The 18,180-nt window shown below is 70.2% G+C and carries 15 protein-coding genes; 5 read left to right on the forward strand and 10 right to left on the reverse strand.

Annotation, left to right across the window (positions count from 1 at the left end):
- Positions 1 to 149 precede the first annotated feature (149 nt).
- Positions 150 to 1,097 carry a PLP-dependent cysteine synthase family protein gene (locus tag ACGFW6_RS07730; protein ID WP_393505729.1) on the forward strand — a complete coding sequence of 316 codons (948 nt, stop codon included), beginning with the start codon at positions 150 to 152 and terminating at the stop codon, positions 1,095 to 1,097.
- Positions 1,098 to 1,163: 66 nt separating this feature from the next.
- Here the strand turns inward: ACGFW6_RS07730 and ACGFW6_RS07735 are convergent, their stop codons facing one another.
- The 5 genes from ACGFW6_RS07735 to ACGFW6_RS07755 all read right to left on the reverse strand — a co-directional run bounded on the left by ACGFW6_RS07735 (position 1,164) and on the right by ACGFW6_RS07755 (position 9,704).
- Entirely contained in the window at positions 1,164 to 1,997 is an 834-nt protein-coding gene (locus tag ACGFW6_RS07735) for a MerR family transcriptional regulator (protein WP_393505731.1), read from the reverse strand.
- Between the two features lie 35 nt (positions 1,998 to 2,032).
- Positions 2,033 to 2,362, reverse strand: a complete 330-nt coding sequence (locus tag ACGFW6_RS07740) for a nuclear transport factor 2 family protein (RefSeq protein WP_393505733.1) — start codon at positions 2,360 to 2,362, stop codon at positions 2,033 to 2,035.
- 29 nt (positions 2,363 to 2,391) lie between these two features.
- Positions 2,392 to 3,165 (reverse strand): SDR family oxidoreductase, encoded by a 774-nt coding sequence (locus ACGFW6_RS07745; RefSeq protein ID WP_393505734.1) that lies wholly within the window; start codon positions 3,163 to 3,165, stop codon positions 2,392 to 2,394.
- Between the two features lie 92 nt (positions 3,166 to 3,257).
- On the reverse strand, positions 3,258 to 7,343 hold the full coding sequence (locus tag ACGFW6_RS07750) for a discoidin domain-containing protein (RefSeq protein ID WP_393505736.1): 4,086 nt from the start codon (positions 7,341 to 7,343) through the stop codon (positions 3,258 to 3,260).
- 630 nt (positions 7,344 to 7,973) lie between these two features.
- Positions 7,974 to 9,704 carry an MFS transporter gene (locus ACGFW6_RS07755; protein WP_393505738.1) on the reverse strand — a complete coding sequence of 577 codons (1,731 nt, stop codon included), beginning with the start codon at positions 9,702 to 9,704 and terminating at the stop codon, positions 7,974 to 7,976.
- Between the two features lie 347 nt (positions 9,705 to 10,051).
- Here ACGFW6_RS07755 and ACGFW6_RS07760 point away from each other — a divergent pair, with 347 nt between their 5' ends.
- On the forward strand, positions 10,052 to 10,645 hold the full coding sequence (locus ACGFW6_RS07760) for a helix-turn-helix domain-containing protein (RefSeq protein WP_393505740.1): 594 nt from the start codon (positions 10,052 to 10,054) through the stop codon (positions 10,643 to 10,645).
- A gap of 82 nt (positions 10,646 to 10,727) precedes the next feature.
- Here the strand turns inward: ACGFW6_RS07760 and ACGFW6_RS07765 are convergent, their stop codons facing one another.
- From ACGFW6_RS07765 to ACGFW6_RS07775, 3 genes are all read right to left on the reverse strand, one after another.
- Positions 10,728 to 11,795 carry a hypothetical protein gene (locus tag ACGFW6_RS07765; protein ID WP_393505742.1) on the reverse strand — a complete coding sequence of 356 codons (1,068 nt, stop codon included), beginning with the start codon at positions 11,793 to 11,795 and terminating at the stop codon, positions 10,728 to 10,730.
- A gap of 8 nt (positions 11,796 to 11,803) precedes the next feature.
- Positions 11,804 to 12,742, reverse strand: coding sequence for a LysR family transcriptional regulator (locus tag ACGFW6_RS07770; protein WP_393505744.1), 939 nt, complete (start codon positions 12,740 to 12,742; stop codon positions 11,804 to 11,806).
- Between the two features lie 248 nt (positions 12,743 to 12,990).
- A complete protein-coding gene (locus tag ACGFW6_RS07775) occupies positions 12,991 to 13,848 on the reverse strand; it encodes a DMT family transporter (RefSeq protein WP_393505746.1) in 858 nt (285 codons plus the stop codon).
- Positions 13,849 to 14,110: 262 nt separating this feature from the next.
- Here ACGFW6_RS07775 and ACGFW6_RS07780 point away from each other — a divergent pair, with 262 nt between their 5' ends.
- Positions 14,111 to 14,656: an MOSC domain-containing protein gene (locus ACGFW6_RS07780; RefSeq protein WP_393506961.1), complete on the forward strand. Its 546-nt coding sequence runs from the start codon at positions 14,111 to 14,113 to the stop codon at positions 14,654 to 14,656.
- 55 nt (positions 14,657 to 14,711) lie between these two features.
- Here the strand turns inward: ACGFW6_RS07780 and ACGFW6_RS07785 are convergent, their stop codons facing one another.
- The gene (locus ACGFW6_RS07785) at positions 14,712 to 15,389 is read right to left on the reverse strand and encodes a DUF4232 domain-containing protein (RefSeq protein WP_393505748.1); all 678 of its coding nucleotides are present in this window, start codon (positions 15,387 to 15,389) and stop codon (positions 14,712 to 14,714) included.
- Positions 15,390 to 15,582: 193 nt separating this feature from the next.
- Complete coding sequence (locus ACGFW6_RS07790; protein WP_393505749.1) at positions 15,583 to 16,617, reverse strand: NADP-dependent oxidoreductase; 1,035 nt, start codon at positions 16,615 to 16,617, stop codon at positions 15,583 to 15,585.
- A 112-nt stretch (positions 16,618 to 16,729) separates the two neighbouring features.
- Here ACGFW6_RS07790 and ACGFW6_RS07795 point away from each other — a divergent pair, with 112 nt between their 5' ends.
- Both ACGFW6_RS07795 and ACGFW6_RS07800 read left to right on the forward strand, forming a co-directional pair.
- Positions 16,730 to 17,299 (forward strand): TetR/AcrR family transcriptional regulator, encoded by a 570-nt coding sequence (locus tag ACGFW6_RS07795; protein ID WP_393505751.1) that lies wholly within the window; start codon positions 16,730 to 16,732, stop codon positions 17,297 to 17,299.
- 295 nt (positions 17,300 to 17,594) lie between these two features.
- Positions 17,595 to 18,173, forward strand: coding sequence for a hypothetical protein (locus tag ACGFW6_RS07800; protein ID WP_393505753.1), 579 nt, complete (start codon positions 17,595 to 17,597; stop codon positions 18,171 to 18,173).
- Positions 18,174 to 18,180 lie beyond the last annotated feature (7 nt).

Here is an 18,180-nt window from a genome sequence, read left to right on the forward strand (position 1 = left end):
ACGAGCGGAGGGAGCACGCCCGCCGCGGCACGGCGCGTATCCCTCGATCTCTGCGGGACGGTTTTAGCCTTGGCTCAGTCAGCCGCCGCCGAGATGGCCGGTCCGGGCTTCCGGATCGCGAGGTGAGCGAGGAGTCCTGGAGGAGTCCCATGGGTCTGCCCGGTATTCGGTCCTCGTCCCTTCAGACCATCGGCGGGACTCCGCTGGTGCGCCTGAGCCGTGTCGTGTCCGACGGGGCGGCCGACGTCCTGGTGAAGGTGGAGGGGAGCAATCCGACCGGCAGCTACAAGGACCGGATGGCGCTCGCCATGATCGAGGGCGCGGAACGTCGCGGTGCACTGCGGCCGGGCCAGCGCGTCGTGGAGTTCACCGGCGGCAGTACGGGCTCCTCCTTGGCCTTCGTCTGCGCGGTGAAGGGGTACGCGCTGTCGGTCGTGTCCTCGGACGCGTTCGCACCGGAGAAGCTGCGCACGATGCGGGCCTTCGGTGCGGACGTGACCGTGGTGCCCAGCGACGGGGGTCGGATCACGCCCGAACTCTTCGTGCGGATGCGGGAAGAGGTCGACCGGATCATCGAGCGCGACGGCGCCTTCTGGACCGACCAGTTCCATAATGTCGACGCCCTCACCGGCTACGCCGAACTCGGTCGCGAGATCCTTCAGCAGGCCGGTGGCGACGGGGTGACGGTCGACGTCTTCTGTGCCGCCGTCGGCACGGCCGGGATGTTCGCCGGGGTGGCCGCGGCGTTGCGCGAGGGCGGTGCGGTCCGCGCCGTGGCTCTTGAGCCGACCTCCTCGCCGATGCTGACCGCCGGCACAGCCGGGCCGCACCGGGTGGAGGGAATCGCCACCGGGATCGTCCCACCGCTGCTCACGCCCGGCTCGTACGACGAGGCCCGCGCCCTCGACGAGCAGGAGGCCCGTCGGCTGGCCTTGCCGCTCGCTCGGCGGGAAGGCGTCTTCACGGGCACCTCCGGCGCGCTCAACGTCGCCGGCGCGCTGCGTCTGGCCGGCGAGATCGGAGAAGGACACGTCGTCGTGACCGTCGCTCCTGACACTGGGCTCAAGTACCTCACGGGCGATCTGTTCACCGACTGACCATGCGCTCCGCACACCGCAGTGCCCGGTCCGAGTCGAACGCGGCCCGTTCCGCCGGCCGGCCGGTCAGTCGGTGTCGGACTCGACCAGCCACGCCACGAGCGTGCGCCAGCGATCGGGCTCGTCGGTGTCGCGCGGACCGACGAGATAGACCTCCTCGACGATGTTCTGGGCGCGCAGGCCGTTGCGGGCGGCGTAGGTGCCCACCGCGCCGTAGGTGAGGTCGAGGTCGTCGTGCGCGCCGATATGGGTGGCGACGGCGGCGGTCCGGCGCGGCAGTCGCTGTTCGTGCACGGTGCCCGGTGCGCCCGGTGGCAGCGGCGCCTCCGCGGGGAGGTAGACGGTGGCGCGGCCGTGGCCCTCGGTGAACAGCTCGTGTTCGTACCGGCCGCCCGGCGGGAGCACCGGGCGTCGGCCGGCCGCTGTGTCCAGGTCGCGCATCGCGGTGTCGTACCAGGTCAGGTCGGCTCCCTGCGGAACGTCGAGGGACACGGCGAAGACGTGCTGCGACGCCAGGACTTCCAGCGTCACCGTCCGCTCGGCCTCCGGATCGAGGAGCTCCCGGAGTGCTTCGACCGCCCGCTGGGTGCGGCCGAGCCGGTCCTCGAGACGGCGGAGGTGGGCTGCGACCACCTGTTGCGCGGCGTCATGGCTCGCACCGCTCCCGCCCGCCGACTCGGCCTGCAGGAAGCGACGGACGTCCGCCAGCGGAAGGTCGAGATCACGGAACCGTCTGATGGTCAACGCCGACCGGACCTGGGCGGGTGAGTAGTAGCGGTAGCCCGTGACCGGGTCGATCTCCGCGGGGACGAGGAGGTCCTGCTCGTGGTAGCGGCGGAGCGCGCGGATGCTCAGGTGCGTGATGCGGGAGAACTCCCCGATCGTCAGCCGCTCGGCCACGGTGCCCTCCTCGTCGTAGGCGTCGCGTCGTGGTGTCAGGGTGCGATGTCCAGCCGGGTGATCTTTCCCTGCGTGTCGCGCTCGAAAGTGAAGCACAGGGTGACCGGGCTGCCGGGGAAGTCACCGGCGACGTCGGCGACGGCCCGGCAGGCGGTGGGGGTGCCGGTGACCTCGCGCAGGTCGTACTGCACGGACGGGACCTCGTCCCGCCAGCGCCGCACCGCGGCGAGTCCTTGGTGGCTGCGGCCGTCGTCGTGTACGACCACTCCGTCGCCGAACAGTGAGAAGTAGCGCTCACGGTCCTGAGCCGTGGCCGCGGCGAAGTACTTCTCGACGAACTCGTGGATCTCGTGGTTCTGCCGCATGGTGTTCTCCGATGTCTGGGAGGGGCGGGTCACAGGGCGCGGACGGTGCCGCCGTCGATCACGTGCTCGGCGCCGGTGACCGCGCCGGCCCGGTCCGAGGCCAGGAAGGCGATGACCTCGGCCACCTCTGCCGGCTCCGCGGGCCGCCCCAGCGGGATGCCGCCCAGGGATTGCTTCAGCTCATCGAGCGCGGCGTCTCGGGTGATGCCGCCCTCCCGCATACGCCGGGCCAGGAGGCGCTCGGCGCCGTCGGTGCGAATGAAGCCGGGCGCGACCGAGTTGACCCGGACACCGTGCGGGGCGACCTCGTTCGCCAGCCCTTTGCTGTAAGTGGCCAGCGCGCTCTTGGCGGCGGCGTACGCCAGGGTCGACTCGTGCAGCGGCATCCGGCGCTGGATCGAGGTCACGTGCACGACGGCGCCCGTGCCACGGGTGACCATCGCGGGCACGAGCGCCCGGTCCAACCGGACCGCCGGAAGCAGATTGAGCGCCAGTTCCTCCGCCCAGAGCTCTTCGGTGAGCACCGCGTACCCGCCGGCCGGGGCACGGGAGCCCCCCACGACGTGCACCAGGATGTCCGGTACGCCGAAGTGCTCGGAGACGTGCGTCGCTGCCGACGCGACGCCTTCGTGCGTGCTCAGGTCGGCCTGCACGAAGAGCGGGTCGGGTGTCTCCGGTGGGGTGCGGGCGATGGTGACGACCCGTGCTCCGGCCTCGCCCAGCCGGTGGGCCGTCGCCAGCCCGGTTCCCTTGCTCCCGCCCGCCACCACGGCGAGACGTCCGTCGAGATCGTTGCTGTTCATGAACGCAACGGTGGACCCTCTCCCCGGGAGAGACTCAAGCCCGCGGTGAACCGTGTCCTGGCCCGGGGGGGGCGGGCCAGGACACGGGGTCCTCAGCCGCGCAGCGTCGTCACCGCGCTGTTGTACGCCTGAGCGGTCAGCACCGGGTGCCGTGACGAGCTGGCCTCCGCCGGCCAGGAGAGGGTGACGCGGCGGGATTCGCCGGGCAGCAGCCACAGATAGTTGTCGCTGTACAGCGTCGGCAGCACACGGCGGCCGTGGGCTTCCTCCAGCAGGGACAGCCGGACCATGGCGGCGACCGCCGATCCGCGGTTGTGGATCGTCGCCGTGAGCTCGTGACGGTCCCCGGAGCGCGACACCTTGGTGATGTCGCCGGTCAGCTTCACCTGCTTGGCCTTGTTGAGGTTCCGCAGGGCCGAGGCGTCGCGATAGCGCCAGTAGGTGTTCCGTGACACCTCCCTGCCCTTGGCGTCCGTCAGCGTGAGCCGCAGCAGGTGCAGGTCGGGAAGGTCGTCCGTCCACTCCGCGGTGAACGCCTTCTCGGTGGCGGCCCGCCGGACGTCCAGCCGCGCCGTCCTGGTCGTGCCGAGCTGCCGGCCGGTCAGGTCGAACAGCCGGGCGGTGACGGTGGCTCCGCGCAGGTCGGTCGAGGTGTGGTTGACCGCGAGGACCTGCCACTTCACCGGGTCGGCCTGGACGTGCAGGGGCTCGCAGGCCGAACGGGCGCCGAAGTACGTGCCGTTGACGTCGAAGTCGTAGTCGTAGGTCTGCCAGACCGTGCTGTGCCAGGCCGGGTGGGACATCCACAGCATCAGGCCGGAGGCGTTGTCCCACAGGTTGGCGTTCCACGCCTCGAACATGGCGCGGGTGTTCTCGTAGTTGACGAACTGCGCCTTGCGGGCGAAGTCGTCGAGGTCTCCGGCCTCGCCGAGGCGTGCCTCGATGGCCGCCTTGTAGTTCTGCGGTGCCTGGTTCCCGCGCTCGCTCCAGTCGTGGTGGTACCAGGCGCCCCCGATCGGCCACTCGGGTTCGTCACCCGTCAGGTTGCGGACGCTGGCCGCCGTGGAGACCACGGGCATGCCGATCTCGGTGTGGAAGCCGAAGTCCTTGCTGCCGTACGTCATGGGGTCGAAGTACTTCTCCGGCTCCACCCAGCCGTAGGGGCCGCCGCCGGTGACGATTCCGCCGGCCGAGTTGTTCTGGTAGAGCAGGCCGGGGACCTGCTCCTGGACGGCCTCGCGCATGCCCTTGTCGATGGCGGCCGGGGGGTTGCCCTCGTTGGCGCCGCACCAGACGGCCACGCTCGGGTGGATGCGGTAGCGCAGCACGGTGTCGCGGGCGAGCGAGATGAACGCCTCGCGCTCCGGCGGGTCCATGCCCCACGCGTTGGGGAAGTCGTTCCACACCAGGATGCCGTGCCGGTCGCAGGCGGCGAAGAACTCCTCCCGGTCGCTGCTGCCGACCCAGTTGCGGATCATGGTGAAGTTCATGTCGCGGTGCATGCGCACGGCCGCGTCCATGCGGTCGGCGGGCATCCGGCGCAGCAGTTCGTCCCAGCCCCAGTTGCCGCCGCGGGCCAGCACGCGCACACCGTTGACGCTGATCTTCAGCGGATCGGGAGTGTTGGACACGGACTTGACGTCGGTCCACGTCTCGCCGTCGTCGGACACCTGGATGACGTACGTCTTCGGGTACGCGCTCTCCCAGACGACGACCACGCGGTCGAAGGTCCGCGAGGATCCGAGGTCGACGCGTATCCACTGGTGGTCCTCGTAGGCGGAGGACCAGCGGGTGCCGGCATCTCCGTCGGTGGCGTGGGACGCGGGGTGGTCGGACTCCTCGGTGGAGGCGGTGGCCTTCTGACGCAGGGCGAGATCGGTGCCCGGGTCACTCCGGTCGATGACGCTCAAGGTCCACAGGGAGTTGCCCCAACTGGTGTTGCGCAGGCCGCAGTCGAGGCGGACGTAGCGTGCGGTGCGCCGGTCGAAGTCCTCGACCTGAAGGCTGGCGTTGCCGTTGTTGAACGGCAGCGGCACGGCCCCGTTGTCCACGGACGCGACGTCCGTCCAGTCCGAGCCGTTCGCCGAGACCTGGACCACGAAGGTCTTCGCGTACGCCTGCTCCCAGGTGAGGTCGACACGGTCGAAGGACTGGGTGGAACCCAGGTCGACGCGTATCCACTGGTCGTCCTCGAAGGCGGAGGACCAGCGGGTGCCGGCGTCGCCGTCGGTGGCGTTGCCCGCGCCGTGGTCGTCCTGGTCGGTGGTGGACGCCTCGGCGGGCGCGTGCAGGGCCAGGTCGACGCCCGGCCGGGTGCTGTCGCCGACGGAGAGCGCCCACAGGGAGCTGCCCCAGGAGGTCGCGCGGGTGAGGCATCGGATGCGGACGTGCTGGGCCTGCTGCCGGTCGAAGGTCACCGTCTGCGTGTAGGCGTCGCCGGACGCGGTGAACGGGAGCGGCGTGTCGTACTCGTAGCCGAACTGACGGATACCGAAGCGCGTGGTGCGCCGGTCGCTCTCCTGGCCGTCGACGGAGGCCGTCAACGTGAGGTCGTGGAGGTGGGGTTCGCCCAGGCCGTTGGGCCACCAGAGCCTGGGGTCGCGCACCTTCAGCTGGTTGAAGGCGTCGGGCGCGAAGACGACGTCGACGCTCTCGCCCGCCTTCACGGTGACGCTCCTGGACACCCGCACCCCGTCGAAGGCCGCGGTGACCGTCGCCCGGTGGTCGGTGTCGTCGGCGTTGCGGACCGGCACGACGACGGTCACCTCGGCGACCGACACGTCGGGCAGCTTCGGCAGAACGGTGTCCACACGCGGGTCGCCGATGACGACGTGACCGGTCGACCGGAGCCTCACGTGGTTCCAGATGCCGGCCGCGCGGTCGCGTACGGCGGGCATCCAGTCCCAGCCCGAGGAGGCGAGGTAAGTCGGGGAGTTGAGGTTCATCTGCTGGGCGCCGGCGTCGACCCAGGCCTCGCCCGCGGGGCCCTTGTCCCCCGGGCTGCCGGGCACGGGCATCGGTGTGATCCGTACGGCGAGCGCGTTCTCGTCGTGTGCGTCGAGGTGACGGGTGACGTCGAAGGCGGAGCGGGCGAACGGGTACGTCAGGTCACCGACCTGCTTGCCGTTGAGCCACACGTCGGCCTTGTGGTTGATGCCGTCGAACTCCAGCCAGACGTGCCGGCCGGCGCCGGTCCGCAGCCCCCTCGGCAGCGCGAAGTCCCGCTTGTACCACCACGAGTGGCGTGAGAGCGCCTCCGGGATGTGCAGGTTGTTCAGGCCCGCCACCGGGTCGGGCAGCTTGCCCTGCTCCACGAGGGAGCCGAGCACCGTGCCGGGAACGGTCGCGGGGAGCCAGCCGCTGGTGTCCACGGAGGTCTTCGACAGGCCGGCGCCGTCCGCGTCGGCCCAGTCGTCCATGGTCAGCCGCCAGCCCGACTCCACGGGCACGGTCCCGTCGTCCGCGACCGTCAGCTTGGGCGCCTTGCCGGGGTGGGAGCCCCAGTCCGTCCAGCCGGTGGCCGAAGGGCGATGGCCCTTGGCGGTGCCGTACACCTCGAAGCCGTTGAGGCCGAGGGGCAGCGGGCTGGAGCGCTTCTGGGAGGTCATGCGCACCCAGTGGGCCTTGGTGGGGCGCGGGAGCTGGACGTTCACCACGCCGCCGGTGCCCGCCGTGGTGCGGTACACGGTGGTCCACGACTTGTTGTCGAGAGAGGTCTCGACCGCGAAGACCAGCGAGTAGCTCGACTGGATCTCCTTGCCGGTGGTGCCGCTGTGCACGTTGCCGGAGGTGGGGGGCGTGTACACCGGGTCGGAGGCATCGGCCTCGAAGGTCAGACGGATGTGGGTGACCTCGCAGGTCTCCTGCAGGTCGACGGCGATCCACTGCGGGTCACCTCCCTCGGCACGCCATCCGCTGCCCTTGACGCCCGGGGAGACGAGGCGGTCGACGACGAACGAGCCGGGCGTGGCGGCGTAGGCGGTGGAGGAGACCGAGACGGGTCGGTAGAGGGCCAGCTCGCCGGGTGTGGCGGGTGCGACCGGTGCGCCGGTGGGGGCGGCAGCAGCGTGCGACACGGGAAGCACGGAGCTGAGGCCGAACCCGGCCAGCAGCGTGGTTCCCGAGGTGACAACGGTCCGTCGCGACGGGAGGCGCGACGGGCCCGACAGATCTGTCATGTGTGTGACGTCCCATCAGAAAGCGCAGGCCGAACCGGCTCCGCACGCCCCGCGCCGAACCGGATGACAACGTTGCCAAAGGCTGTGTCGCCCAGCGATTTCTGTCAACCCCTGGGGCGTTGTTGCTTCACACGGCGCTGTGCGGATATTTGCTCGGCATGGCTGAAGCGAACGGTTGCATACGAGGGTCGGGGCTGTGCGCGTTCAGGGGGACCCGGTGAACTCGTGGCGGTGGCGCGGGCCGTACGCCGCCAGAGGGTTCTTCGCGAGCGAGCCACTGCGGTTGTGGCGTGACCGCGATGATGCCAGGGAGCCGGGTGGCCGTCTGGGGCGTCGGCCGGGGCCACTGGATCGGTGGCACGGCCTGCCTGGGTGGTCGACCTCGCCGCTCGCCGATCTTGCCGTCATGCGCCGCGGGCCATGCCCCTGTACGCGGCCACACTTCGGCGCCTCGCGAGTGCAACGATGTGATGGACCGCCGGACTGCCGCCGCGTAGCAGGGTGTTCAGACGGGCGGTTTCGGCGATACCGGTGCCGTGTCCGGCACCGCGGTCGCGGTGCCGGACGTCCTGCCCGCGCGCAGTCGGTCTTCTCGCTGTGGGGCCAACGCCTTTGCGATCAACGGGGTGACTACGCCCTCGGTGACTTCTGGTTCGTGTGCGGCTCCGGAGCGGCGGTGCTGGAAGCCGCGGTGCTGGGAGCGGTGCTCCTGGAAGCCGCGCTGTGGGGAGCCATGTTCCTGGAAGCCGCGCTGTGGGGAGCCGCGTTGTTGGGAGCCAGGGTGCTGGGAGCCGCGTTGCCCGGAGCCGGGCTGCTGGGAGCCGCGTTGCTGGGGCCGCGGAAGACGATGTAGGCGAACAGGGCGCCCATGACGGCGACACCGGCCCACATGGCGTTCTGCCAGCCGTCCACGAAGGACTGCTGGGCGGCGTGGAGCAGGTCCGGCGCGTGCGGACCGGCGGTACCCGCCGCCTCGACGGCGTTGGCGACGCCCTCCCGGGCGGTATCAGCGGCTCCGCGGGGGATGCCGTTGAGTCGGCTGTCGATGGCGCTGCGGTAGCCGTTGGCGAGAAGCGCCCCCAGCAGGGCGACGCCGAGGGCGGTGCCGAACTCGCGGGTGATGTCGTTGAGGGCGGAGGCGACGCCCTGCTTCTCGCGCGGCAGGGAACCGGTGATGGCCTCCGTGGACGGGGTCATCGACAGGCCCATGCCGAGGCCCATGGCGAGCATGCCGGGCAGGATGGTCACGTAGCCCCCGTCGACGGAGACGAACAGCGCCATCAGCGCCAGACCGAGGCCGGCGCACGCGATGCCCGCGGCCACGGTCGCGCGTGAGCCGCTACGGACGGCGAGCTTGGGGGCCAGGCCGGAGGCCGCCATCATCATGATGGCCATGGGCATCAGCGCGACCGTGGACAGCAGTCCCGACCAGCCGAGCACGGCCTGGAAGAACGGGAAGAGGACCACGGCGATGCCCGCCTGGACACCGAAGACCACCAGGAGGGTGATCGAGCCGCCGGCCAGGCCGCGCTCCCGGAACAGGCGCACGTCCAGCAGGGCCGCGTCACAGCGGTGCAGCTCCCAGGCCACGAACCCGATGGCGCCGGCGAGACCGACCGAGAGGCTGGTCAGAGTCGCGGGGGCGGTCCAGCCGCGTTCGGGACCTTCCTGCAGGACGAAGATGAGGCCGATCACCGCGACGGTGGAGACCAGCGCGCCGACGGCGTCGAAGCGATGGGCCGAGGCCGCCCGGGAGTTGGGGACCGACTTCAGCGTCATGGCCAGGGCCACGAGGACCAGGACCACCGGCAGGACGAACAGCCCGCGCCAGTCGGCGACGTCGACGAGAAGCGCGGAGAGAAACATGCCGAGGATGCCGCCGCCTCCGGCGACGCCGGTCCATACGCCGATCGCCTTGCCGCGCTGCTGTTCGGGGAAGGTGGAGGTGATGACCGCGAGGGTGATCGGCATGATCATCGCCGCGCCGATCCCGCCGGCCACACGCGCGGCGAGCATGACCTCGGCCGACGGGGCCAGGCCCGCGACGACGTTCGCGGTACCGAAGACACCCAGCCCGGCGATCAGCATGGGCTTGCGGCCCAGGCGGTCACCGACGGCGCCGAGCGGCAGCAGCAGGGCGGCCAGGGCGAGCGTGTAGATGTTGATGATCCACAGGACCGTGTTCTGCGAGGCGCCGAACTCCACGGCCACGTGGGTCTGCGCGACATTCAGCCCGGACACCGAGGCGATGACGGCCATCAGCGCGACGGAGACGGCGATCAGGATCGTGCGCAGCTGCCGCGCGTCGGGTACTTCGCCGCCGTCGGTTTCGGCGGCCTGTACGGGCTGGTTCGTACTCATGGATTCCTCTCAAAAGGGCAGGCTGGGGCAGCGCCGGAGAAGGGCCGGTCGCCGAGTGAGGGGTGAAGAGGGTGGTGGGGTGGAGCGGTCCGGGCACCGCACGCATCGCCGGGGCTTGAGCGGTGGGCGGCTCGCCGCGGGCTGCGGGGAGGGCTACGTCGGTGTCCGCGGTGGACGGCAGGAGGTTGCTGTCGGAGCAGCCCCTTGTGCTGACGTCACGGGGGCCATGGCCTTGCCGTTGGTCGGGCGCACGCCGCTGTCCCTTCCTCGTGCGTGGCTCGGAGCGCCCCGGACCCTCTCCACAGGACGCTAAGCGCGATTTGCATCAGGGGCATACCATCTTGCTCATGGCGCAAGAAGACGGTGAGCTGGACAGCCTCGTACGCAAACGCATCCGCGCGCTGCGGGTGGCCCAGGGCTGGTCTCTTGAGGAACTGGCCACGCGCGCCCACCTGAGTCAGTCCTCACTGAGCCGCATCGAGAACGGCCAGCGCCGCCTCGCGCTGGATCAGCTGGTCACTCTCGCCCGCGCGCTGGACACCACGCTGGATCAGTTGGTGGAGACCGCGACGGACGACGTCGTCACCAGCCCGATGATCGACAGCACCCACAGCCTGATGCGCTGGCCGGTGAAGGGTGACCCCGGAATGAGTGTGGTGCGTCAGCGCATGACCGAACCACCGCCCGACAACCCGGCGCGTATGCGTGCCCACCCGGGGCGCGAATGGCTCGTCGTCCTGTCCGGCACCGCGGTGCTGATGCTCGGCCACCGCCGCTTCCGCGTCGAGACCAATCAGGCAGCCGAGTTCCCGACGATGATGCCGCACGCCATCGGCGCCGAGGGGGGCCCGTGCGAGATCCTCGGCATCTTCGACCGCGACGCTCGCCGCGGCCACCAGCGGGAGGGCGGAGAGAGCGATGCTCAGGGTGCGGATGGATGATTACGCAGGCTGCGGAACCGCGACACTGGCCTACGCGGCCAGGGTGCCCCGTCGAGCCTGAGCTGCACGCCCTCGGCTGCTGTCAGGCTTCGATGCGAAGCCACGTGTCGCCGGCGCGCAGCCACAGAAGACCATCACGTCCCTGGCCGCAGCGCATGACCACCCGTCCGGGCACTCGAATCTTGCGCCGCTCGGTCACACTCCAGGTGTCACCGTCCAGCTCAGCTCGGACCACTTCGGTTGCCCGGCGGTTGTGAGCGCGCTTGGTCAGGACTGCTCGACGGTCACGAACGGCGAACCCGTCCGGGTCACATACGGGGCTGGGCCAACTGGCCACCTCCCCGGTGGACGGCGTGATCCGCGTCAAGTACGTGCCTCCCCGGCTACTGCCTGAGTACCAGATCAGCCAGACCCGGTCCCCTTCGGTGGCAGCGGTGCATCCCTCCAAAGGCGCGTCAGGGAGCCGACCTCCCGGGGCCCAGACTGCCTGGCCCTCGGCACTCCAGCCGGCAAGACCGGCTGCAGACTCCGGATGCCCTCCATAGATGCCTTCGTCTCCATACGCCGTCCAGATGGAACCCCCGCCATCGGCCACCAGGGCAGGGATGTCGTCGCCGATGCAGAAGGTGGACTCTTGGTCACCACTTTCGAGGGAGAACACCACAGCGTTCGGGCGCCACGCTCCCGACTCCTCCTTGCTCGAACGACCGCACGCTATGAGGAGTCGGGACTTCGGGAGAAGGGCGATGTGACTCGGCCTGACCGGGATGTCCCTGATCCGTCGACGTTGAAGCGACCCATCAGCCTGCCGCATCAGCAGCACCGCATCGAACGGAACATGCGGGCCCCATCCCGCCCAACCCTTTATGTAGCGGCTCCGACGGAGCCACTGCCGATCGACGAGCAGAACGGCCAACTCCCCCGTCGGGCCGGCCGTCCACCACAGCGGGCGTGGTCCCGCCCAGCGTTCCGACAGAGACGGCTTCCAGACCCTCTCCACGTCGATCGCCGACACCACATCCCCCCTGCTTTCAGCCGCAGCACCCGAACGTAGGTCTGATGAGAGGAGTGTATTGAGGCCGCCGCCAGGCACGGCCCTCGCGTCGTCCGACTCGATGATGCCGCCGTCGCAGGTGAGCAGTTCGACCACGGAGCGAGCTAGTCGCCGGGGCCCGGGCTCGCCGGGTCGGGTACGGGTGCGGCCGTGGTCGCCGCCCGTTGGACCAGAAGGTCGGTGACCAAATTGAGCGGGGGCCAGGCCAAGCGTCCGTGACGTGCGACGGCGTGGGCGCGCAGCGTGACCGGCGGACCGGTGAGCGGCACCAGGCGCACGTCGGAGAAGGTGGGGATGCCGACCGGCAGCAGTCCCACCCCGAGCCCGGTGGTGATCATGCCCTGGACCAGGTCGAGGCTGTCGGCCTGGTGGGTGATCCGGGGTGTGAATCCCGCCATGGAGGCCAGAGTGCGGATGACGGTCTCGTCGGCGGTGTTACGGGAGTTGACGATCCAGTCGTGCGTACGGAAGCGGGCGAAGACGTCGAGGGTGTCCGCCGCGTCCGTCACATCGGCCCCGGCCGGGACGCCCAGGCCCCAGGTTGCGGTCCACAGTGCGGTGCTGTGCAGCGCGGGGTCCGGGTCGGCCGGCGCGAGGTCGTAGTCGTAGGTGAGCGCGAGATCGGTCTCGTCCGCGGCCAGCAACTCCAGCGCCTCGGCGGGTTCATGCTCGCGGATGAGGACATTGAGCCGAGGATGGCTCGCGGCCAGGTCGGTGATGAGGGGCAGCACATGAGCGCGGATGGCAGTGGCGAACCCGGCCACCCGCAGGGTCCCGTTGGGTTCACTGCCGGGGGTGAGGTCAAGGCGCGCGGCCTCTACGGCGGCAAGGATCACCGCGCCATGCTCCGCCAGACGGCGCCCGGCCGGGGTGAGCCTCACCCGACGCCCGTCAGGCTCGGTCAGGGCGGTTCCCATCTCCCGGGCAAGTACCGTGAGTTGCTGCGAGACGGTCGACGTGGTGGTGCCCACGGCTTCGGCCACCGCGCGCATCGATCCGAGCCGGGACAGTTCCACCAGTAGGTGCAGACGCCGTGTCTCCATCCACCTATTGTCCGTGATCTTCGAATGGAATGCTCAGGACTGACGCGTGGGCGCGAACGGTACGCAGAGCCACTGCGCGGCCTTGATGTGACGGCATCCCCTGAGCATGGCCGCTGCGGCCGGACGTTTCGGGGCGCTCTCCGGCCGGATGCGGGCCGTGGCTGGGTTCAGTGGCCACAGAGTGCTCGGAGCCCGGCCCACGCAGCCGGCCGGGTCACACACCCGACCGGCTCACGCAGCCGGCCGGCTCACGATGCTTCGGTGGCCGCGGGCCGCGGTGTGGGCGGGGCGTGCTCGGTGGCCGGACGGGCGCCTGTGCGGGTCGCGCCCACACCGGCGGCGACTACGAAGGCGACTCCGAGAGCGGATGCCACGCCGGGGAGCTGTCCGAGCACGACCAACCCCATCAGCATCGCGATGGCGGGTTCCAGGCTCATCAGAGTGCCGAAGGCCGAGCTGGTCAGGCGGCGCAGTGCGAGGAATTCGAGGGCGAACGGCACCAACGGACTCACGATGGCCAGTCCCAGCATGGTCCACGCCGCCGACCAAGTCACATGCGTCGAGAGGGTGGGCGCGGCGATGAGCATGCCCACTATGCCGGCGACCGGCATGGAGACGGCCAGGCCCTTGAGGCCGGCGAGTTGGTCGCCGACACGCTGGGTCAGCAGGATGTAGGCGGCCCAACAGGCCGCGGCGGCCAGGGCGCATCCGACCCCGGCCAGGTCGAGGCTCCCGTGCCAGGGTTCCGTCAGCAGAGCAACACCCACGGCAGCCGCGACCGTCCATATCTTGCGGCGTGCGCCGGGCCCGTACAGGGACACGGCCAGCGGACCGAGGAACTCCAGCGCGCTTGCGGTGCCGAGTGGGAGCCGGGCGATGGCGAGCATGAAGAAGAGCATCATGCCGGCGGTCACGACACCCAGGGTGGTACAGGCCCGCAGATCACGGCGGGCGAAATCGCGTCGGCGGGGCCGGACCAGGATGAACAGCAGAAGCCCGGCCCAGCCCAGGCGGAGTCCCGCGGCACCCACATCCGTGAGCTGTTCGAACAGGGGAACGGTCAGGGCGGAGCCGAGCTGGACGGTGGACATGCCCGCGACCGCCATGAGAAACCCCGTCTCGGGGCCGCCCAGGCGCGAGCTACGGGGAGGCTTCTGCGGACTCATGGCCTCCAGTAGAGGCGTACCGCATTGTTCGTGTCCACGTGTCGATCATGGACATACTCTTTAGACATCCTGGACGTTTGCCATCCGAGCTGCCGCTGTGCCTCGGCATGCGCGCGGAGAGCCAGGGGCGGGCCGCGTGGTCGTGGCCCCGCCTCTAAGATCGACCGGCCGGATGACGACGAGAAGTGAGGGGGCAGGCGTGATGGCCGGTCAGGTCGCGGCAGTCAGCCGTAACGAGACGTACTCGTTCAGCAAGCCCACTCGTGATTCCATCACCCTGCTCACGGGCCTCGGCATCGAAGGTGACGTGCACGCAGGTGAGACGATCCGCCACCAGTTCCGCATGACCTACGAGCCGGACCTGCCCAACCTGCGCCAGGTCCACCTGATGCACGAGGAACTCTTCGACGAACTCGCGCTCAAGGGCTTCGACGTCTCCGCGGGCCAGCTCGGCGAGAACATCACCACCCGCCAAGTGGACCTGCTGGGCCTCCCCACCGGCGCCCTGCTCCATCTCGGAGAGCGGGCGGTGCTTGAAGTGACGGGGCTGCGCAACCCGTGCTCGAAGATCAACGACTTCCGCAAGGGGCTGCTCGGCGAGGTCTTCGCCCTGGACCCCGTGTCCGGCGACTTCACCTTCAAGAGCGGCGTCATGGCCGTCGTCCGCCAGGGAGGGATCGTCCGCCCCGACGACCCCATCCAGATCGAACTCCCGCCCCTCCCCCACCGCCCGCTGGAGCGCGTCTAGGGCCGCGAGTTGCCGACTCCCTGACGCGCCGTCGCGAGCCCTTCCTCGAAGAAGGTCAGTAGGTGAGTGCGTCCTCGGCGGTGCCGAAGAAGCTGGTGACCCGACCGTCGTTGACCGTGACGGGACCGTCGTTGATCGGAACCGTCGCAGGGCTTTCGGCGGCCGTCAACGCGATCTCCACCTTGTCGGCGCTCTTGCCGCCCGAGGTGTCGGCGCGCGCGAACATGATCCCGGCGTAGGCGGTCTCGCCCGACTTCAGGATCCAGTTCTTGCCCTCGGGTCCCGCGTGCTCGGCGGCTCCGTCGAGTCCCGGAATCGTGATCACCAGCTCGTTCGCCGGCAGCAGACAGGGGGCGCTGTCCTTGTTCGTCGCCGTCAGCAACGCATGACTGGTCGGCTTGGACGCGACGGTGACCTTGTAGCTCAGGTCGGCCGTCTCGCACATGCCCACGCCGCCGTCCTGACCATCGTCCGCCACGGGTGCCGACGCCTGCGGGGTGCTGCCACCGCTGCCGGAGGTGTCACCGTCGGGCTTGTCGCCGTCGCCCGGGGCGGCCGTCGAGGGCTCGCCGGATCCGTTGTCGGCTCCGGCAGGGGACGCGCTCGCTGCCGCGCTCGGAGCGGACGCGTCCTTCTCGCCGTCGCCGTTGCATGCCGTCAGGGCCATGATGCCGAGCGAGACGGCGGCCAGCATCACTGTGGTGGTACGGCGTGGACGAGTTGCGTGAGCCATGTGAAATCCCCCGAGAGTCGGAACGTTGCGGTGATCGTGCCGCATGAGGGCGATGAATCCGCATGATCACACCAAGCAGGGGTCGTTTCCGGACATGCTTGTGACACTGCGACAGGGACCTCGGCTCGCGACATCAAAGGAGGCCGAGCACGACCGGCACCGCTTCGGCAACGCCGTCGCGTGGCGGCGTGCCTCACGCCATGGATGCGGCTCGCTCTCGCGCGACCGTGAGGACGATCTTGCCCTGGATGTGGCCCTGCGCGGCGCGTTCGTGGGCCGCTCGGGCGTCCGCCAGTGTGAAGGTGCTGTCGATCGCGACGCGGAGTGCGCCCGTGTCGAGCAGGCGGCCGAGTTCGGCGAGTTGCGTGCCGTTCGAGCGGACCTGGGCGGTGGAGACGGTGACGCCGAGCTTCGCGATCTCTTCCTCGTCGAAGTCGCCGGGAAGTACGGGGAATTGGGAGCCGCCGCGCTTGAGGGTGCGCAGGAAACGCTTGCTCTCGGGGCCGCCGACCGCATCGAGGACCAGGTCGACGTCGTGGACGAGCTCTTCGGGGCGGCTCCTGGTGTAGTCGATGAACCGGTCGGCGCCGAGCTCGCGCAGGAAGGGTTCATGGGTGCCGGATGCCACCGCGGTGACGTGTGCGCCCTTCCACTTCGCCAGCTGCAGTGCGAAGTGGCCCACGCCGCCCGCGGCGCCGTTGATGAGCACGGTCGTGTCGCGGTCGAGCGACGTCGGGCGATGCGGTGCGTCCTGGAAGGGTGAGGGGTGGTCGTGCCCGACATCGATCAGGAACTGCCACGCGGTGAGCGCGGCCATGGGCGCCGCCGCGGCGTGCACGTGATCGATGCCGGCGGGCTTGCGGGCGAGGTCGGAGGCGGGGGCGGCCACGTATTCGGCGTAGGCACTGCCGTGGAAGCTCGGGAAACGCAGCAGGCCGAAGACCTCATCGCCGACGGAGAACCCGGCCACGTCCGGGGCGACCGCTTCGACGACGCCCGACACATCCGTCCCCGGAATGGCCGGCAGGCTGACCGACGGCTCCGCCTCCCCCGGCATGGTGGTCAGCCCGCCGCGCAGGTACCAGTCGGGAGGGTTGACGCCCACCGCGTACACCTTGACAAGCACCTCACCCGGCCCCGGCTCGGGAATCGGCACCTCGTCGTACTGCAGCACTTCGGGGCCGCCGTGTGCGTGGAGGCGGACCGCTTTCATCGTGCCTGTCGGCATCGTTCTCTCTCCTGCCGTGTCGCGGGATACGCTGATCCGGATCGGCGATCCACATAAACGGATCACTGATCCGAATATATGGACCACTGATCCGGATAGTCAAGAGGGACCGATGCGGGCCGACGCCAGGAAGAACCGCGACCACCTGCTCGCCGTAGCGGGCACCGCCATCGCCGAGCAGGGCGTCGACGTGTCGCTGCGGGACATCGCCCGCAGGGCCGACGTCGGTCTCGCGACGCTGCTGCGCCACTTCCCCACCCGCGAGGCGCTGCTCGACGCCCTGCTCCGCACGAGCTTCGACGAGCTGACGGCGAAGGCGCACGCCCTGGAGACGTCGAACTCGCCCGAGGAGGCCCTCGTTTCGTGGCTCCGCGACTGTGTCGCCTGGACCACCGAGTACCGGGGCGTGACCGTGCTCATGGCAGCCGCCATCGACGACCCCGAATCCGCGCTCCACGCCTCGTGCGTCACCCTGCGCGCCGCCGGCGCCCGGCTCCTCACCCGCGCCCAGGAGACAGGCGCGGCCCGCGGCGACATCGACGGCGCCGACCTGTTCGCGCTGGTGGCCATGCTGGCCTGGCTCGGGGACCAGCCCTCCCTCGCACCGCGCGCCGATCACCTCTTCCAGGTGGTCGCGAGCGCGATTCTGACCAACGCGGTCAGCAGCCGGGCAGAGGCCTAGCGTCGCCACCGGACCCGTAGTCGGCATCGCCGTCCTCTGCCGGGGATTCGGTCAGCCGAGGGACGGAACCGACGCCGGACCCGTAACCGGCATCGCCGTCCACGGCCGCGTACTCGGCCGGCCGAAGGGGCGGAACCGACGCCGGACCCACGGGCGTGTCGAGGGCCGCGGCCTGGGTGGAGCCTCCCTGCGCAGGTCAGGAACCCCGTGTGCGAAGATCCGGGTTCCACACCAGCGAGACCCGCCCGGGACCGGCTCAGCCGCCCACGGTGACCACGGACCGAGAGAAGAGCGCATGCGCACCACCCCGACCAGGGTTCGACGGCTCGTGACCGCCCTCGCGGGGGCCGCCCTCGTCACCGGCTGCGGCAGCCCCGCGCTCCCCACTTCGACCGAGTCCTCCCCCGCCCCCTTCGGCCGGCCCGGCGTACAAGCAGAGCTGAAGGCGGCCGCCGCCGCGGCCGGAGCGCCCGAGAAGCTGGACGAGCTGGACCGCGCCAAGGCACTCCCGACGGGTGCGACGGAGAAGGATCGGAAGCTGGCCGCTCTCACCGCACGCCTGTCCCCCTGCACGGTCTCCTGGACGAACAACCGCGCGAACGGCGCCTTGTCCGGCCCGAACGAGTCGCGACAGCAACTGGACGGCCTTCTCTCGCACCTGGCGGCACACGGCTGGAGGAAGACCGGGGCCGCCACGGAGGCGCCGGTCGGCGACGGCGGGACGTACTTCACGGTCACCTACAAGAAGCGTGGCTGGACTCTCAACGCACGGCACATGACCGTGTCACCCGTGAGCCAGTCCACCGTCGTGGCCACGGAGGACACCTGCTTCAACCGCCTCACCGACGAGGAAGCGGCCCTCCTGGAGGGCTGACCATCAC

It is taken from the genome of Streptomyces sp. Y7, assembly GCF_043195415.1.
GTDB lineage: Bacteria > Actinomycetota > Actinomycetes > Streptomycetales > Streptomycetaceae > Streptomyces.

Excerpts from the sequence above, each read along its gene's own strand:
- ACGFW6_RS07785 (WP_393505748.1), bottom strand. The coding sequence starts at position 15,389 with ATGGCTCACGCAACTCGTCCACGCCGTACCACCACAGTGATGCTGGCC.
- ACGFW6_RS07790 (WP_393505749.1), bottom strand. The coding sequence starts at position 16,617 with ATGCCGACAGGCACGATGAAAGCGGTCCGCCTCCACGCACACGGCGGC.
- ACGFW6_RS07760 (WP_393505740.1), top strand. The coding sequence starts at position 10,052 with ATGGCGCAAGAAGACGGTGAGCTGGACAGCCTCGTACGCAAACGCATC.
- ACGFW6_RS07730 (WP_393505729.1), top strand. The coding sequence starts at position 150 with ATGGGTCTGCCCGGTATTCGGTCCTCGTCCCTTCAGACCATCGGCGGG.
- ACGFW6_RS07795 (WP_393505751.1), top strand. The coding sequence starts at position 16,730 with ATGCGGGCCGACGCCAGGAAGAACCGCGACCACCTGCTCGCCGTAGCG.
- ACGFW6_RS07740 (WP_393505733.1), bottom strand. The coding sequence starts at position 2,362 with ATGCGGCAGAACCACGAGATCCACGAGTTCGTCGAGAAGTACTTCGCC.
- ACGFW6_RS07745 (WP_393505734.1), bottom strand. The coding sequence starts at position 3,165 with ATGAACAGCAACGATCTCGACGGACGTCTCGCCGTGGTGGCGGGCGGG.
- ACGFW6_RS07750 (WP_393505736.1), bottom strand. The coding sequence starts at position 7,343 with ATGACAGATCTGTCGGGCCCGTCGCGCCTCCCGTCGCGACGGACCGTT.
- ACGFW6_RS07770 (WP_393505744.1), bottom strand. The coding sequence starts at position 12,742 with ATGGAGACACGGCGTCTGCACCTACTGGTGGAACTGTCCCGGCTCGGA.
- ACGFW6_RS07755 (WP_393505738.1), bottom strand. The coding sequence starts at position 9,704 with ATGAGTACGAACCAGCCCGTACAGGCCGCCGAAACCGACGGCGGCGAA.
- ACGFW6_RS07775 (WP_393505746.1), bottom strand. The coding sequence starts at position 13,848 with ATGGCGGTCGCGGGCATGTCCACCGTCCAGCTCGGCTCCGCCCTGACC.
- ACGFW6_RS07780 (WP_393506961.1), top strand. The coding sequence starts at position 14,111 with ATGGCCGGTCAGGTCGCGGCAGTCAGCCGTAACGAGACGTACTCGTTC.
- ACGFW6_RS07800 (WP_393505753.1), top strand. The coding sequence starts at position 17,595 with ATGCGCACCACCCCGACCAGGGTTCGACGGCTCGTGACCGCCCTCGCG.